Origin of the sequence: Pandoraea sp. NPDC090278 (genome assembly GCF_044772185.1) — a bacterium.
In the GTDB taxonomy this organism is placed as follows: Bacteria; Pseudomonadota; Gammaproteobacteria; order Burkholderiales; family Burkholderiaceae; genus Pandoraea.
The window spans coordinates 1467605-1485054 of record NZ_JBIVYJ010000001.1; the positions used below are offsets into that span (position 1 = coordinate 1467605).

The following is a 17450-nucleotide window of genomic DNA, read 5'->3' on the forward strand; positions in this document are numbered from 1 at the left end:
GTCGTGGCGCGGTGGCTTCTGTGCCTTTCACGCCAACAACGTCCCTTACTTCTGGTTGGGGTTGAAGTGCTTCTTCAAGTCTTGCCAGCAGGTGTAGTAGTTGTCCTGCAACTGCTTGGTCTCCAGTGCAAAGCGCGTCGGGCGAATCACCGCCGGCGTTTCGAACATAAAGGCCATCGTGGCATCGACCTTGTGCGGCTTGCTCGTGTCGGCCGCCGAGGCCTTCTCGAACGTTCCCGCATCGGGGCCATGACCCGACATGCAGTTGTGCAGGCTCGCGCCACCCGGCACGAAGCCCTCGGCCTTGGCGTCGTACACGCCATGGATCAGGCCCATGAACTCGCTCGCAATGTTGCGGTGGAACCAGGGTGGGCGGAACGAGTTTTCCATCGCCAGCCAGCGCGGCGGGAAAATCACGAAGTCGATATCGTCGACGCCCGGGGCATTGCTTTGCGATTGCAGTACCAGGAAGATCGACGGATCCGGATGGTCGTAGCTGATCGAGCCGATCGTATTGAAGTGACGCAGATCGTATTTGTACGGCGCGTAGTTGCCGTGCCAGGCGACCACGTCCAGCGGCGAATGGCCGATGTCGGCACGCCACAGCGCGCCGCCGAACTTCGCCACCAGTTCGAAGTCGCCCTCGACATCTTCGTAAGCCGCGACAGGCGTCAGGAAGTCGCGCGGATTCGCAAGACCGTTGGAGCCGATCGGGCCCAGATCCGGCAGACGGAACAATGCGCCGTAGTTCTCGCAGATGTAGCCACGAGCGCGGCCGTCGGGCAGCGTCACGCGGAAACGCACGCCGCGCGGCAGCACGGCGATCTCGTACGGCTCGACTTCCAGCACGCCGAATTCGGTGGCGATACGCAGACGCCCTTCTTGCGGCACGACCAGCAATTCGCCGTCGGCGTTGTAGAAGAAGCGGCCGTCCATCGACTTGTTGGCCGCGTACAGATGAATGCCACAACCGTGACCGGCGTCCGGACCGCCGTTACCGGCCATCGTGATCATGCCGTCGACGAAATCGGTCGGCGCTTCGGGCATCGGCAGCGGATCCCAGCGCATCTGGTTCGGCGGCGTGGGCACCTCGTCGAAGCGGCTCAACCAGCGCGTGTTCTCGATCGCGGTGAACGGCTTGTGCATGGCGGCAGGACGAATGCGGTACACCCACGAGCGGCGGTTGTGCCCGCGAGGTGCCGTGAACGCCGTGCCGGAAAGTTGTTCCGCGTAGAGGCCGTAAGGCGCACGTTGCGGCGAGTTTTGCCCGATGGGCAGCGCGCCCGGCAATGCCTCGGTCGCGAACTCATTGGCGAAACCGGACAAGTAGCCCAGCTCCCCCTGAATCTGATCTGCTTGACGCATGAGTGCCTCGTCTCCTGTTTTCGAATGGAACAATTGTCCGCCAAGCGACCACATTTTGCGATATAAATAGACAAATCCACTATATTCACAACGCGAATATCACTCCAGTGAACCGCTGACGCTTTCTTTTATGATTTCCTTACGCGACGTCGATTTGAACCTGCTGGTGGTGTTCCATGCGGTGCTTACGCACCGGAGCATCTCTCAGGCGGCACGGGAGCTTGGGCTGTCGCAGCCCGCCGTCAGCAACGGCCTCGCACGGCTGCGGCAGACATTCGAAGATGAGTTGTTCACGCGCACGGGCACCGGCATGCAGCCCACGCCGTTCGCCGAGGCGCTGGCTGAACCGGTATCGGCTGCATTGGCGGGCATTTCGCGGGCCATCAACCATCGCGAGGCGTTCGATCCGGTGAGTAGTCAGCGGGAATTTACGTTGGCGATGACGGACGTCGGTGAGGTGTACTTCATGCCCGCGCTGATCGACCTGTGCACACAACTGGCGCCGGGAGTACGTATCAGCACGGTTCGCGCGTCGTTGCCCGATCTGAAGGAGGCGATGGCCGCAGGGCGCATCGACCTTGCGGTGGGGGCTTTCGACGATCTGACAGGGCCGTTTTTCCAGCGGCGATTGTTCCGTCAGCAATATGTGAGCATGTACCGCATCGGTCACGCGCTTGATTCGCCGGACGCGGGCCTGGCCGAATTCAAGGCGGCTCGCCATCTGTTCGTTGCCACGGGCGACAACCCTTACGCGCGTGTCAATCAGCTTCTCGCACAGGCTGGCTTCGGTTGCGACGCCAATTTCTGGGTACCCCACTTCATCGCGGTGCCCTACATCGTCAGCACGAACGATCTGGTGGTGACGGTGCCGCAGAAGTTTGCCGAACGCGCCGCCGCACCGTTCGGGCTGCACTTCGTCAAACCACCCCTGCGTCTGCCAGCGCTGCAAACCAATGTGTTCTGGCACCGTCGTTACCATCAGGACGCTGGCAATCAGTGGCTACGTCAGCTGATTTCGGAGCATTTCGTGGAGTAGCACAGCGGGCCGCCTTTTCCCGGCGCCGCCCGCCGCCATCCTCTCCTACCTCACGCTCACGCGTCGCTGGCGATAGCGTGCCCTTGCGAGCGCAGCCAATCGTTCCAGGCCGTATCAAGTGTGTCGAAAGCCGCCTCCATCTGACCGACCGACGCCTGCGGCGCAAGATGCTCGACCTGTGCGGCCAGGGACGCCAGTGAACTCAGGCCAAACGCCATGAAGCCGCCACGCAGCCGGTGCGCGGAGTGGCGGAGTGTCTCGCGCGAGGCCTCGGCAAGCGCCGCCCGACAATTCGCAATGTCCTGATCCGCAATCTTGACAAAGGTGTCGAGCATGTCCGACAAGGGCAAACGCCAGTCCTTGGGTGACGCCGCCTCAGGCACCGGCTTGGGTGCATTCTCGATCAGTCGCGACGACGCCGGCAACGGCGTGATCTCCACGCAAAGCGACGGGTAGCGCGAGCGAACCAGTTCGATGACACGCAACAACGAACGGGCGTCCACGGGTTTGTAGACGACCGCATCGTAAGGCGATTTCGCCTCGCGATCATTGCGCAGCGTGACGTCGGCTGTGGCCACCACCACCGGCACATGGGGTGCACGTGCCTTGATCGCCGTCGCCAGCGCATGCCCGGAAATGTGGGGCATGTTGGCGTCGGTGATAACAAGCATGTGCGACTCGGCATCGAACGCGTCAAGCGCTTCGCGAGGGTCGTGATAGCAATCCACCATCGCGCCGAGCCCTTCCAACTGACGTGACAGCAACATGCCGCTGATCGGATGATCGTCTGCGACCAGGACGTACCAACCGGCCAACGGCTTCACGCGCGTCTGCGCATTGGCCGTGCCCGGCACCGGCAGGTCGCCGTTGGTCGACAGGCCCGGGCGTGGCGTGGCACCCAGCGCCTCCCAAAGTTCAGCCTGTTGCAGCAGAGCGATGTCGCGCGGCCACGTCGGTGTGCTTCCGGCCGGACGGTCCACCGGCGTAGCACGGAGTAAGTAGACTTCTGCGCCCGCCATACCGCGCACCGGCCATTCGTCAGCGAACATCAGGAGGCCGGAATCCTGTTCGCGACCCGCCCCCGTCGACCATGACACGGCCTCGTCATATCGAACCGGGATGAAACCCGCACGGCGGATCAACGCATCGAGGTACCAGTGACGACGCGACAATGCGCTCACATAGGCGAACGTCTCCAGCGAATCCACAACAACCGGTGCCTCGCTATCGGGTGCCCATGGCAGATGCAGCGTGAAGCGCATGGTCGTGCCCTGCCCCTCCTCGCTCTCGACGGCCAGAACACCGCCGAGCATGCCGACGAACTGATGCGAAATCGCAAGCCCCAGCCCGGTACCATGCTGCATGCCGGGCTCGGTGGTGCTCTTGCCGAATGGCCGGAACAAATCGGCCAGATCCGCAGCCGCAATGCCAACGCCGCTATCGCCAACCGTAAAGGCCACGTCGCAGCCCTGCATGTCCGAGCGCGTCACCATTGCACTAAACGCCACGTGTCCCTTTTCGGTGAACTTGATGGCGTTGCCGACAAGGTTGGTCACGACCTGTCCGAGACGCAGCGCATCCGTGTGCACCGCACGAACGAGGAGCGGATCGATCATCCAGTCCAACGTGAGACCCTGCAAACGCGCGCGGCCCGTGAACGACAACCCCACCGCCTCAAGCTCCTTTAGCAGTGAGCAATCGCGCGAATTCAGTTCGAAGCGACCGACCTGAATGCGCGAATAATCGAGAAGATCGTTGATGAGATCGAGCAAATTACGCGTCGAACTCTCCATCACGTCCACGTAATAGCGATGATCGTCGCCGAGGTTCTGCGCGCTGAGCAATTCGAGCGACGCCAGCGTGCCATACAGTGGCGTGCGCATCTCATGACTGACGGTCGTGAGGAACACGTCCTTCGCGCGATTGGCGCTCTCCGCAGCAAGACGTGCCTTGCGTTGCTCCAGCTCGAAGCGACGCTGTTCGGTGACGTCCGACAGTGTGCCGATCAACACCGGTTGCTCACGAAACACCGTATCGACGAAGCTCACCGCGTAGTGGCGCTCCCCCGCGTCGTCGAGCGCGCTGAGAAGACGCCGGACGGGACGCGCCACCACACCGCTGTGCAATTGACGGTACATCCGCGTCAGCTCGCCATCGCCAAGATGTCTGAGCAAATCGACCGTACCGGCATACGCCGGATTACTCATCACCACGGCCGGCTCGAACGGATCGATGATCGCCATACCGACGGGTGCCGTCTCGATAAGCGTCTGGGTGAAAGCATCGCGCTCCAGCAATGCCGTTGTACGCTGACGCGCAGGCTCGATGATCCGTTGACGCATGTAACGCATGCCTGCATAGACGCCGCCAGCGTACAGAAGCAATAGCAACGTCGCGCCGAGCAGCAACGTGGCGTTCTCTTGCAGCAACTGCGCGGGGCGCACGGCGTAACGCACGAACCACGGCGTGGATGCCAATCGCCGCTCGAACACCAGACGCTGACCGTCGGAGCGCAAGGTCATCTGCGCTCCGCCAAAGAGCGGCAACGTCACCAGCGTACGCAAATTACCCAGTGACGACATCGGAAGCCCGGCGCTCGCAATGACAAGGCCGTCCTCAGAGATCAACTGGAGCGCTTCGCCGGAACGTTCAAGGTTGCGCATGCGCGGCGGCACGATCATATCCGGTGACATGCTGGTGCCGACATAAAGCACCAGATGACCGTTGAGATCGCGAATCGGCACGAAACTCGAAACGGTTTTCAGATGCGTGACGGGATGCGTGTAGTTGTAAGTCCAGAACGGACCTTCACTGCTGCCCCGGATACGCGCGTGATAGCGCTCGACCTTGTTGATTTCTGCGAGAATCGCCTGCGTGTCGCGCGCCAGATCGGCCGGACTGAACGCTTCCCGGCCAACGGCGGGACGGTAGGTCGCAAACGCACCGTCTGCGGAAATGATGAAGGTCTCGTCCTGTGCGTCGAGCGGACTCCAGAAGTTGGCGTCGAGCACCATAAGACGCAACGTCAGACGCGCGAGCAACGCTGCACGCGCTTGCGTGATTTCCGCCAGTTTGACGATTTCGAATTCGCTGTCCCAGCCCACCCCGCTGATGCGTCGCGCAGTGCCCACCGGCATGGAGTTAAGCGGCTTCAGAATGCGATCGGTCAGCGCCTGCGTGGTGCCGCCGGGACGCACAGCGCTTGCCTGGGTAGCCTGCGCCATCGCGCGAGCCTGTTCGTTGAAGATTTCGAGGTCCCGGATCTCTCGCCCGACAGCCGCAAAGAACGACTCTGTCTTTTGTCCGCTTTGCCAGAGTGTGCCGAAGAGCGCATAGGAGACCGCTGCGACCCACACCGACAAACCGAACAGCAGGGCCAGCAGGCCACCAATGCGAAGCAGGCGGCCCGCGATCGCGATGTCGCGCGTCATCGTTCTGGCAGGCATAGACTCCAACGTCTGTGATCGGGGCGGACTCAGGCGGCACTCGGCGCTTCGGCTTCGCCGTCACGCGCAAACTGAACCGGGCTCGACACATGCAGCTTGAACAACTCCATGTCGGTGCGGCAACCCAACTTGCACATAGCCATGCGCTTCTGGTTGTTGATCGTCTTGGCCGAACGCTTGAGCGCGCCCGCAATTTGCGACACGTTCTGACCATCCAGATACATGCGCAGCACTTCCATTTCCTTGGGTGAGAGCGGGCGTCGTGCCGTCGGCTTGCGGCGCATCTGCTCCTCGAGAATCTGCTCGGCTCGCCCACCGCGATAGCTCATGCCGCGACGGCAACGCTCTACACACACGGTGATTTCACGCAGATCGTCGGACTTGGTCATCACACCCAACACGCCACAGCTGTCGAGTGCATGAATGATGGCCGGCTGTTCGATCGACGTGAACACGATGATCTTGACGTCGGGATACTTGCGACGGACGCGGTTGATCATGACGAGGCCATCGCCGAATGCACCACCGGGCATGCAGTAATCGGTAATGAGGACGTCGACGGAATTCGTTTCGAGCGCCTTGAACAACTCGGTCGAATTCGAGACAGGAGGCAGCACGTGAAAACCCGGGTCCGGGGACAGCATTTCACGTAGCGTGGAGGCGACGATCGGGTGATCGTCCGCAATCAGAATCTTTACCATCATTTGCTGGATCCTGTTAAAAGAAGTCAGCCGTGGGCGCGCGCGATCCCTCGCCGTGTCGTCGCGTCATGGCTTCCCAAAAGAGGAATGTGCGTCTTGGCGACGCACGCGTTGGTCACGAAGGCGTGACCGCATTGCTGCTGGGCGACAATTGCGGGCCCCGACAGTCCGGCGGGGCCGCTCACGGCCCATCGTCCGCTGCCTGCCTTAGCTGGCGCTCCCGACACTCCCGGCGACGACCGCACCCGGTCCATCGACGGCGGTCCACGCCGAGCACGTCTTGTGCCCTGTCAACCGGGTTGTGCCCGTGCCGATGACCGGCTTGACACAGTAACGAATGCGAACGCCGCGCAAACCTGCCGAGGGCATCATCTCGCGCGCCCGTCCGATGACGCGAATGCGTGTCGGTCCGGCGGCTGCTTCCCACAGGTGCACGCTATCGGTCTCAGGCCAATCCGCCATCCATCGGTACGAACCGCTCACGACCGTGCCCACCCGCGGCGTATCGCTTAGCTTCACCGCTGCTGCCACCGGGCGCATCCGCGTTTCGACCTCTCGCGTTGACGCAACCGGAGGCTCCACCCGCGCCAGCGAAGTGTCGGGCTCCGATTCCATCGTGAGGCCCGTCACATTCGCCGTCGACGCTTTGTATTCGCTACATCCCGCAAGCAGCGCCATCGCCAGCGCGCTGCCAAAGCTTATTAGTGTCGTCACAGCACGCCGCCCCATTGCTTGTGTGGCACCTGAGCGAGGGCATTGGCTGGGTAAGAAAGCATCAACGTGTGTTGGGGTCATCGGTCCATTACCAATCGTCTCGCCGCGTGACAAAGGAACGTTACGCGTCATTTTTACGACCAGCGGAAATATAGGATAAATCTACAAAACCCTACCGTTTTGGATCTCTTTATAGGAAACATCCTAGTCCAAATTAGGAGGAATACCGTTCGCGGCTTACACAGCGTGCGCGTCGCCATCGAAATCAGTGCGGAAATAACTCAGATGACGTAGCGCAGATGCTCAGGCAGCGTTCCAATTGACACGCAAGTGAGGAAAAGATTCATTTGAAAGATGCCCATCATGTCAGCCACAGACCGCACGCAGCGTGGTACGCGGGTGCTGAATTGGCAAAAAGTCACTCGAAAGACGTTGCGACTTTCGAAATATTTTTAGACTTTTGACTGCGAGACGTAAAGCGCGTCAACGCCGCCGACACCGGCAGCGATTAAATTCAATTAAATACGATTAAAGCGGGAGATAGGCAAAAGGAAATCCAAAGCCGCAGCGACTTTGCAATTTTGAATAAATAGATTCAAGCGCCAAACGCTTTGACGAACATGCCGAATGCCACGACGGCCATGAGTGCGGAGAAGATCTGCTGAAGCCGTGATGCGGCCAGACGTGGCGCGAGCGCACGCCCCAGCAACATGCCCGCCACCGCGCCCACGACAAACGTCCATCCCTGCGTTCCCGGATGCATGCCATGCCACCATGCATTGGCGACGGTGCCCGCAGAAATCAGCGCGATAACGAAGAGCGACGTCGCCACGACGCCGTGCACCGAAATGTCGGTGAAGCGGCGCAACGCAGGCACGATGACGAAACCACCCCCAACGCCGAGCAGCCCCGACGCAAAGCCTGAGATGGCGCCAATCGCACCCAGCGTGCTCGCCACTTGCCGCGTCCAGTGCAAGCGCCCCGTCGCAGGGTCCATCCGGCACGGCGGCAACGGTGCACAAGCACCTGAGGTGCCACCCGCGCCCACACTACGCGTCCCACCTCGAGACGCTCGATACATCCGCGCGGCCACGATCAGCATCGCCATGGCGAACAGCCCCACGAGCCACCGTTCCGGCAGCCGATGCACCATCCACGAGCCCAGCGGCGCGAGACAAACCCCGATGCCCGCCATCAGCATCGCCGCACGATAGCGCACGATGCCCGCCCGCAAACCTTGCGCGCTGCCCACGGCGGCACTCGCACCGACAGCGAGCAACGCGACGGGCCCCGCCTGCGGCACGCCCCAACCGAGTCCGAACACCAGCGCTGGCACCGCAAAGATGCCCCCACCCGCGCCCGTCAAACCCAACACCAGTCCGACCGCTGCACCGAGCAGGGCGGCCGTGGGCGAAGCACTCGAAAGGTCGGGGAACATGGGCGATATCCAGCAGAGAGTGACTTGGCACCAAAGCCAAATCACTATTTGTCATAAGCTTATGACGCTGAATTATATAGAAGCATCAGACGACAGCAAAGAAATGCGGCGCTACCTGAGCGCCGCCGTGTCTGGAAATACGGGAAACAACGAAAAATGCCTATGACGAGGATGTCCGGGCACTGATGTCGACGGGCGTCTCGCTGGCGCCGGACTCGGCATCGAATTCCGCGTCGAGTTCCGCGATGATGTCTCCGGTGTGAGCGCCCGGCGCGGGCGGATCGAGACGCGTGACAGGGCTTTGTCCGTTAAGACGCACAGGCGAGACTATCGTGTGGGTCGTCTCACCGCTGGGCAGCACCATCGGACGCACCCAGCCCATATGCGCCACCTGTGGGTCGGACAGCACACGGGAATAGGTGCTGATTTCCGTGCACGGGACACCGACGGCCACCAGCCGCGCGAGCCAGACATCGCGGTCGTCCAGCACGAATACCGCTTCGAGCACGTCGCGCAACGCCGCCTGATGACGCGCCCGCTCTCGCGCACTGCCGAAGCGCGGGTCGTCGAGCAGATCCACACGGTGCACGAGAGCGCAAATCGCCTCCCAATGCGTCTGGACGTCCAAATCCATACCGAAGTAGCCGTCGCGCGCTCGGAAGGTCGGCCAAGGGGCCGATGGGCCGCCAAAACGCTCGCCCTCATCGGCCAGCGGTACGGCCAGCGGCGAGACCTTGCCATGACCCGCTGCGTCGGCCAGCGCCCGGCGCTGACGCGCCACGGCCGACATCTCGGCGTCGACCTGCGTCGCGTCGCCCGCTTCCGTTCCGGCCATGGCGGCAGCCGGCACGAGCCCTGCACGATGGGCAGCCTCGGCGCCGGCATCGCCCGCCCGCAACGCCGCAATCGCCAGCGTCGCGCCGAGCATCGGCACATCGATGTGCACGCCCACCCCCTGCTGCTTCGCTGCGACGAGCGCAGCCGAGACGGAAAACGCGGCGTACAGTCCTGCGGCCAGATCGGCAATGGGCAGATCGCGCGGCGGCTCGGCACCGCTTGGCACGACCCCCAGCATGCCCCTGAGCGCCTCAAGCGCGGGCACCCCTGGCTGCGGCACAGAGCGTGGGCCATCCTGTCCAAATGCGGAAATGGAAACGTAGACGAGATGCGGTTGCACAGCCGACAGCGCATCGTAGCCAAGCCCGGCGCGCGCTAACGTGCCGGGTGGCAGACATTCGATGACGACGTCCGCTCCGCGCACCAGCGTGTGAGCGAGACTGCGGCCTTCGAGCGTCAGCAGATCCAGCGCGACAGAGCGCTTGTTGCGACGCAATCCGACCTGCGCCGATTCGCCGATCGTGCTTTGGTATTCGTTGGAAATATCGTCGACGGGATCGTCGACCATGATGACGTCCGCGCCCATGTCGGCAAGCAACATGCCGCAATAGGCACCTGCCGCGCCACGACAGAACTCAATGACGCGGATCCCCGAAAGTGGTGCATTCAATATCTGACCCCTATTTGCTTGCCTGGCGATTTGTTGTTGTTCTCAACCCTTGGCAGCCGTCTGACGCGGCATTCAGCGCATTCTAGAACAGTTATTCAACGCCGGTCACTGCGAAAAAATGGAGGTCGCACCACACGTTGCCACCGGGCAACAACCCGGGTGGCAACGCCCGCCGGGACACGCGCCTGACACAGACATCGCACCCCGCCTGTTGGCTGTCACGGCCTCACAAGGGTCGTTACAGCCAGCCCGCCTTACGGAATTTCATGAACAGCAAGACGTCGATGACAACCATCGCGGCAATACAGACCGGATACCCGTATTGGAACTTCAGTTCGGGAATGTCGGCGAAATTCATGCCGTAGATCCCGGCAATCATCGTTGGCACGGCGAAGAGTGCCGCGAACGACCCGAGGCGCTTCGTCGTTTCGTTCTCGGAGAGCGAAATCATGCCGAGATTGACGGAAAGCGCCGTCGTAACCATTTCACGCAGCAGATCGATGTTTTTCGTAATCCGCTGGAGATGGTCGAAGACATCGCGGAAGTACTCCTGCATGCCACCACACAGCTTGGGCGCCATCGCCCCGAACAACTTGCTGACGGCTTCCATGAGCGGCACGCACGCGTGTTGCAGCGTAATGAGCCGACGCTTGAGCTGATACAGATCCTCAATGATCGCGCGCCCCTTGTTCGGCGCGTTCGGGGTAAAGATCTGCTCTTCGATGGCTTCGAGTTGCGCTTCGAGGTCGTCGAACACAGGGAAGTAGCTGTCGACGATGGCGTCCATCAGGGCATAGAGAACGAAGATCGAGCCCTGGCGCAGCAAATGCGGCTCCTTCTCGGCCCGAGCACGTACCGCACCCAGTCCCTGCGTGGCATTCGAGCGCACCGAGAGTACATAGTTGTGGCCCGCGAAAATCGCGACTTCGCCAATCGTGAAATCGCCGTCGGCGTCCTTGTTGAGCACGTGCAGCACGGCAAAGAGCGAGTCGCCGTATTGCTCGATTTTCGGACGCTGATGCCCGTGCTGGGCGTCTTCGACGGCGAGGTCGTGCAGGCCGAATTCGTGCTGCATCTGCGCCAACTCGCCCGGACCGGGATCCTTGAGCGCCACCCAGACAAAGCAGTGCGGACGTTCGAGATAGTCCGAGATTTCATCGGGGTGCAGATCGGCAATCTTGCGGCCATCCTCATAGGCCACACAATTCACTAGCATGCGTCTTCCTGGTCGAGGCGGCCGCCCTGCACTCTGCGCGTGGCGCGAGCGCCGGGCACTGCGCATGCGACCGCCGCCACCCTCGCGACCGTCAGCCCTTGCGTGTCTCCCGCGCCTGCGCCGTCTGTTGCAGCGGCAGCCGGATATGAACGATGCCCGCCTCCATCTCCTTGTCTTCCACAAAGCCGAGATGACGGGCGAGTGTCAGCATACGCGTATTTGCCGTGAGCACATAGCCGATGAGTTCTCCGGTGCCTCGCTTGCGGCTGTAGTCGACGATATGCTCCATGAGTGCGCGCCCCAACCCTCGCCCTTGCGCCGCAGGACTCACCGTCACCGCGAATTCGGCCACGGTGTTGTCCGGATCGGCCAAAGCCTGCACCACGCCCAGCAATCGCGTATTGCCCGCCTCGTCCTTTTCCGTGGCGACGAACGTCATTGCGCGGTCGTAGTCGATCTGCGTGACGCGCGCCATTTGCGAATGCGACAGCTCCTTGATCAGACCGAAGTAGCGGAACTGGACGTCCTGCGGTGTCAGCGTGTGGAAGAACGCGTTGTAGGCCGGTTCGTCCTCCGGGCGGATGGGACGCACGCGCACGGGCTTTCCGCCAGCATCGATGGTGCTTTCCAGCTCCTGCGGATACGGCGCGATCGACAGACGTCCATGCCCCGGGAGCGACGGCTTGCGCGCCACAATGCGTGCATCGAGCGCCAGCACGCCATGTGCATCGGCAAACAACGGATTGATGTCCAGCTCGGCGATCTCCGGCACATCGCACACGAGCTGCGAGAGCTTCACCAGCGTCAGATAGATGGCCTCATGATCGGCCGCCGGACGGCTTCGATAGCCCGCGAGCAACTTCGACACACGGGCGCGCGCCACCATGTCGCGCGCGAGGTTCAGGTTCAGCGGCGGCAGACCGATGGTGCGATCGGCGATGACTTCGACAGCTGTGCCGCCCTGCCCGAACAGCAGCACCGGACCGAAGACGTTATCGGTGGCCACCCCCACGATCAACTCGAAGGCTTCGGCACCGTTCGCCATGCGCTGCACCGAATAGCCGGTCACGCGTGCATCGGGTTTCGCGGCCAGTGCACGCTTACGAATCTGGCGTGCCGCGTCGCTCGCCTGCTCTGCCGTTTCGATGTTGAGCACCACGCCGCCTACATCGGACTTATGCGTGATGTCCGGTGAAATCAGTTTGACGGCGACGGGAAAACCGATGCCCTTGGCAACTTCGCCCGCCAGCTCCGGTGTCTCGGCCACGAGCGTCTCGACCACCGGAATTCCGTAGGCTGCCAGCACCCCTTTCGCTTCCGGTTCGGTCAGCAAGTCCCGGCCCTCGCGCATGGCGCTGTCGACGATGGCGCGCACGCGCGCGACGTCCGGCGCAAAGCCCGGCGGGATCGACGGCGGTGTTTCCATCAGCAGCGCCTGGTTGCGTCGATAGTTGACCGCTTCGAGAAAGGCACGCGCGGCGTTCTCCGGCGTGTCGTAGGTCGGCAGCCCGGCTTCGCGGCAGATGCGGCGCGCGCGCTCGGCCGTCTCGCCGCCGAGCCAGCAGGTGAAGACGTTCTTCGACGGACGCGGCAGCGCCGCCAGCGCGTTCGCCACGTCGAGACTCGGCATCACGGCGGTGGGTGCCTGAATGAAGAGGACGGCCGCCGTCTCAGGGTCTTCGCATAGCGCCGCAAGTGTGGCCGTGTAGCGTTCGAGATCCGCGTCACCGCCGATGTCCACCGGGTTCGCGCGGCCCAGCGTTTTCGGCAATGCAGCGTCGAGCGCGGCACGGGTCTTCTCTGTCAGATGGGCCAGCTTGCCGCCGTCGAGCACCAGCGCGTCGGTCGCCATCACACCCGCGCCGCCACCGTTGGTCATGATCGACAGCTTGTCGCCCGGGAACGGTCTAAGGCGTGCCAACGTCTCCACGGCCGCAAACAGTTCGTCGGTGGTATCCACGCGCAACATCCCCGCGCGACGGATCGCGGCGTCGTATACGTCGTCCGAGCCAGCCAGCGCCCCCGTGTGCGACGCAGCGGCCTGTGCGCCTTCAGGCACGCGCCCCGACTTGATCACGACGACCGGTTTGTTGCGTGATGCGGCGCGCGCGGCAGACATGAACTTGCGCGCATCGCGAATCGATTCCATGTACATCAGAATGGCGTCCGTACCGGGGTCGCTCGCCAGATAATCGAGCATGTCGCCGAAATCGACGTCCGCGCTGTCGCCCATCGACACGAAGTGCGAGAAGCCGATTTCGCGAGCGTCGGCCCAGTCGAGCACGGCTGTCGTGAGCGCCCCCGACTGAGAGACGAACGCGAGTTTGCCTGCGCGTGCCCCCATGTGTGCGAAGCTGGCGTTCAGGCCGATGCCGGGACTCAGTAGCCCGATGCAGTTCGGACCGAGAATGCGCAGCACGTGCGGCTTCGCATTTTTTAGCATGCGGTCCTGCAACGTCACGCCGTGACGATCCTTTTCTCTGGCAAGCCCCGAGGTCAGCACGACCACCGCGCGCGTGCCACGCTCACCCAGGTCGCGAATCAGATCGGGCACGGTCGACGGCGGTGTACAGATCACCGCAAGGTCGGGGGCCTGCGGCAGATCGCCGACGTCTCGGTAGCACTTGAGACCGGCGAGGGTCGAATACTTCGGATTGACCGGATAGATGTCGCCCTTGAAGCCCCCGTCGACGATGTTTTGCAGCACGGTCGTCCCAACGCGTCGCTCGCGATTGGACGCGCCGATCACGGCGACCGACTTCGGCTGGAACATCTGGCTCAGGTTACGGGTGGTCATGGCGACTCCGGGGGTGAGTAAGACAGCGTGGAAAACAGCGAGGCTGAGAACGTGAGAACGCGCGCTCCGGCTCAAGCGGCGCGCGCGTTCATCGTCGTCTGTGATGCAGAACTATCGGCGGAACCGTCGACGTCGAACGACGGGTTCGTCGCGCGGGCGCCCGCACAAGCGCCCGGGCATGTCGTCACTCGCCGTGCAGGTGCGCTTCGACCTTCCACAGGTGATCGTCGACGCCGCGCGAGATTTCGGTGAAGACGTCCGACGTGGTGGCGTCGCCGATCTCGGCGGACGCATCGATCAGGACGCGAATGATCTCACCGTAGGCAGCGAGGGCTTCGGCCAGTGCGGCGGCATGATCGAGACCGCGCTTGAACTCGTTCTTGTACGTCGGCAATTCGGTCTTCTGTGCAACGGTCTGCACGCGGCCGTCGGCCACGCCGCCCAGCGCGACCAGACGCTCGGCGCACAGATCCGCCCACTCGATGGCCGCGTTGTAAACCTCGTCGAAAAGCAAGTGCAGTTCGATAAAGCCCGGGCCGTGCACGTTCCAGTGCGCCTGCTTCGCCTGACGCTGCACATCGATGCCGTTGATCAGTCCGCGATTGAGCTGGTTCACCGATTCGATACGGATCTTTTCACCGAGGGTGTTACGCGTATGGTTCAAAGCCATTTGACACTCCTGACGTCTGGCAACCCGCAGGTTGCCGGGGGGAAGCCGTCGGCGAGGGGCGCTCGGCGCCCATGCGGACGAACGGAGACAATGCGACTACGACCTGAGGTGTCCCGGCGGCGCATGCGGCACGCCATGCGCGGCACCTCGCAATTTGAAACCGGCCAGCACCAGCAAAGCGCCCCAGATGATGGCCCACGACCCGATGGCCCAGATCAGCGCCAACGCGCCCGCGCCCGGTTGCCACATGATGAAGATGGCAAACAGGATGCTGAAGGCACCGGAGAGAATGACCCACAGTTCGCCCTTGATCTCGCGACGCAACGCGATACCGGCAGCCACCTGCAACACGCCGGTGACGAAACTCCAGGCCACGATATAGATAAGCAACGCAACGGCGGTCAACGCCGGGTTGAGATAAGTCAGGACTCCGATCACTATGCCCGCGATGCCCTGCAGCAACGGCAGCCACCAATCGGCATGCTCCTGGCGTGCGCTCCATGCGCCGCTAAGAGAGAAGACCCCGTCCACGAACGAAAACGCGCCGAAACACAGCACCAGCACCGCAATCGTCACGCCGGGTAACGCAAAGGCCGCGATACCGAAAATCACGGCCAACACACCGCGCAGCACAAGCAACCACCAGTATTTCGACAGAAGTCTGAGCATGGCATCCCTCTCGTGAAATATCCGCAGGCAGCGAATCCGGACGACCGGCACCTATCACACCTACGACACGTTTAGTGTGAATGAGCGCGCTAGGTGGGCGTCAAGAACCCATTCTAGAGACGGCTTCGACGTGAGATCAAGTGAAATATACGCGAATGCTTGTGTCATTCGCACGCGCTTTGACAGACATCATCCGGCCTCGATTCTCCGCCCTGCACGCCCACCGGCACTTCCGCAACGACACCCGCGATCGCCCCGCCATCGCTGCGGCAATGCGTCGCATTCGCGCGCATTACCTCACTATCGTTGCCTTCAGTCACTCACCACATGCGCAATGCGTCCGTCGAAAGCATGCGCTTTGCGCGTACACCCCTGAGACGCTCAGTACGTCGTTTCGCCGTGAAATTGGGATCATTCCGAAAGTCCTTTGTGCGTTCGCATTTCGGGCAAATGCCTTCATAGACTACGTAAAAAGCGTCCGAAATTCGGTGCGTGTACGGACGTCATGAGAACGATATCTACGTAGTCCCCACGGTGCACCATCGCACTTTCGAATAGGACTCCAAAGGAGAAACATCATGAACCGACCGTTGCTTTGTCTGGCCCTCACGGGAATCGTCGCCGCGCTTGGCCAGAGCGCGCCGGCCCATGCCGCCGTTTACTCCAACGGGTCGGCAACCGCCCAGATGCGCGTTCAGTTGACGATCCTGCCCGGGTGCACCATTGCCGCCACGCCCATGACGTTCAACGCGGTGCAAGGCTCGGCGACGGGACCGGTGGCAAGCACCTCGTCGCTCACCGTGATCTGTACCGCGTCGACGGGTTACAACATCGGCCTGAATGCGGGCACCGTAGCGAACTCCACGGAGACCAACCGCCTGCTGGCGGGCACGCTCACCGGCAACACCACGACCATCCCGTTCGGGCTTTTTCAGGACGCGGGCTATGCCACGCCGTGGGGCAACACGCAGGGCTCGAACACACTCAGCGACTCGGGCACGGGCGTGGTCAAGACGTACACCGTCTACGGTCAGGCGACGCTCTCGGCCACCATGCCCGCGCCGGACGTCTACTCGTCGACCGTCACGGCGACCGTCTACTTCTGAGAGGTCAGGTGAATCATGACGAACATGCGTTCTCCCAGACCGGTCGTCCGCCGACCGACGGCGTATGCCTGTGGCGGCGCGTTCGTCGCGCTGGTCACGCTTTGTGTGACCGATGGCAACGGCGCGACGCTGCAAGTCTCGCCGGTCATCGTCAACATCATGCCGACGCAGCCTGCGACCACGCTCACACTCGGCAACTCCGGCGATCTGCCGATTCACGGCCAGTTGCGTCTGTATGCATGGACGCAACGCAATGGCGACAACGTGCTCACCCCCACCGACGCGCTCATCGCCAGCCCGCCCATCGTGCGTATCGAGCCGGGCGACCGGCAGATCGTGCGGCTGGTGCACGTGGCGCAAAAAATCGAGGGGAACGAGCAAAGCTACCGGCTGCTGGTGGACGAGTTGCCGCCCGTCGATGCCGCGCCGTCGGAGGGTGTCTCCATCCGTCTGCGTTACTCGCTGCCGGTGTTCGTGCAAACGAATCAGACGCGCTCGCCTTCACTGCATTTCGACGTCCGCATGACGCAGGGCGAACTTGAGGTTCGCAATGACGGCGAGCGTCACGCGCAGTTGGGGGCAACACGGGTACTCGACGCTTCCGGACGCAGCGTGGAACTCACGCGTGGCTTGCTCGGCTACGTGCTCGCCGGACAAACGCGTCGATTCGCCGTGCGCTGGCCCGCCGGTGCGCCCCCCGTTGCGCCGTTCACGGTGGAGTCACGCGTCGACGCGGTGCCGATGCGCTTTGTCGCAGGCGCCGCGTCGAACGAACGTCGCTAAGC

13 protein-coding genes are annotated in these 17450 nt (G+C 62.5%); 3 read left to right on the forward strand and 10 right to left on the reverse strand.

The window, feature by feature from the left end; all coding sequences use genetic code 11:
* Positions 1-45 precede the first annotated feature (45 nt).
* A complete protein-coding gene (gene hmgA, locus ACIQWO_RS06305; RefSeq protein ID WP_402820685.1) occupies positions 46-1365 on the reverse strand; it encodes a homogentisate 1,2-dioxygenase in 1320 nt (439 codons plus the stop codon).
* A 130-nt stretch (positions 1366-1495) separates the two neighbouring features.
* Between hmgA and ACIQWO_RS06310 the strand changes: the two genes are divergently transcribed.
* On the forward strand, positions 1496-2401 hold the full coding sequence (locus ACIQWO_RS06310) for a LysR family transcriptional regulator (protein ID WP_402820688.1): 906 nt from the start codon (positions 1496-1498) through the stop codon (positions 2399-2401).
* Positions 2402-2457: 56 nt separating this feature from the next.
* Here ACIQWO_RS06310 and ACIQWO_RS06315 read toward each other — a convergent pair whose 3' ends face one another.
* From ACIQWO_RS06315 to ACIQWO_RS06355, 9 genes are all read right to left on the reverse strand, one after another.
* Positions 2458-5847, reverse strand: coding sequence for an ATP-binding protein (locus ACIQWO_RS06315; protein ID WP_402820690.1), 3390 nt, complete (start codon positions 5845-5847; stop codon positions 2458-2460).
* Positions 5848-5876: 29 nt separating this feature from the next.
* The gene (locus ACIQWO_RS06320; RefSeq protein WP_039398051.1) at positions 5877-6551 is read right to left on the reverse strand and encodes a response regulator transcription factor; all 675 of its coding nucleotides are present in this window, start codon (positions 6549-6551) and stop codon (positions 5877-5879) included.
* Positions 6552-6755: 204 nt separating this feature from the next.
* The gene (locus ACIQWO_RS06325) at positions 6756-7262 is read right to left on the reverse strand and encodes a hypothetical protein (RefSeq protein ID WP_402820693.1); all 507 of its coding nucleotides are present in this window, start codon (positions 7260-7262) and stop codon (positions 6756-6758) included.
* Between the two features lie 595 nt (positions 7263-7857).
* Positions 7858-8700: a sulfite exporter TauE/SafE family protein gene (locus ACIQWO_RS06330; RefSeq protein ID WP_402820696.1), complete on the reverse strand. Its 843-nt coding sequence runs from the start codon at positions 8698-8700 to the stop codon at positions 7858-7860.
* A 160-nt stretch (positions 8701-8860) separates the two neighbouring features.
* Complete coding sequence (locus tag ACIQWO_RS06335) at positions 8861-10207, reverse strand: CaiB/BaiF CoA transferase family protein (RefSeq protein WP_402820699.1); 1347 nt, start codon at positions 10205-10207, stop codon at positions 8861-8863.
* A 238-nt stretch (positions 10208-10445) separates the two neighbouring features.
* On the reverse strand, positions 10446-11423 hold the full coding sequence (corA, locus tag ACIQWO_RS06340; protein ID WP_150574345.1) for a magnesium/cobalt transporter CorA: 978 nt from the start codon (positions 11421-11423) through the stop codon (positions 10446-10448).
* A 91-nt stretch (positions 11424-11514) separates the two neighbouring features.
* On the reverse strand, positions 11515-14220 hold the full coding sequence (locus ACIQWO_RS06345; protein WP_402820703.1) for a GNAT family N-acetyltransferase: 2706 nt from the start codon (positions 14218-14220) through the stop codon (positions 11515-11517).
* A gap of 184 nt (positions 14221-14404) precedes the next feature.
* Positions 14405-14890 carry a DNA starvation/stationary phase protection protein Dps gene (dps, locus tag ACIQWO_RS06350; protein WP_402820706.1) on the reverse strand — a complete coding sequence of 162 codons (486 nt, stop codon included), beginning with the start codon at positions 14888-14890 and terminating at the stop codon, positions 14405-14407.
* A gap of 96 nt (positions 14891-14986) precedes the next feature.
* A complete protein-coding gene (locus ACIQWO_RS06355) occupies positions 14987-15559 on the reverse strand; it encodes an HdeD family acid-resistance protein (RefSeq protein ID WP_150574348.1) in 573 nt (190 codons plus the stop codon).
* Between the two features lie 578 nt (positions 15560-16137).
* On the opposite strand from ACIQWO_RS06355, the gene ACIQWO_RS06360 reads away from it, so the two are divergent.
* Together ACIQWO_RS06360 and ACIQWO_RS06365 are read left to right on the forward strand one after the other, a co-directional pair.
* Positions 16138-16665: a spore coat U domain-containing protein gene (locus ACIQWO_RS06360; RefSeq protein WP_402820711.1), complete on the forward strand. Its 528-nt coding sequence runs from the start codon at positions 16138-16140 to the stop codon at positions 16663-16665.
* A gap of 15 nt (positions 16666-16680) precedes the next feature.
* Positions 16681-17448 carry a molecular chaperone gene (locus ACIQWO_RS06365; RefSeq protein ID WP_402820714.1) on the forward strand — a complete coding sequence of 256 codons (768 nt, stop codon included), beginning with the start codon at positions 16681-16683 and terminating at the stop codon, positions 17446-17448.
* The last annotated feature ends 2 nt before the right edge of the window (positions 17449-17450 follow it).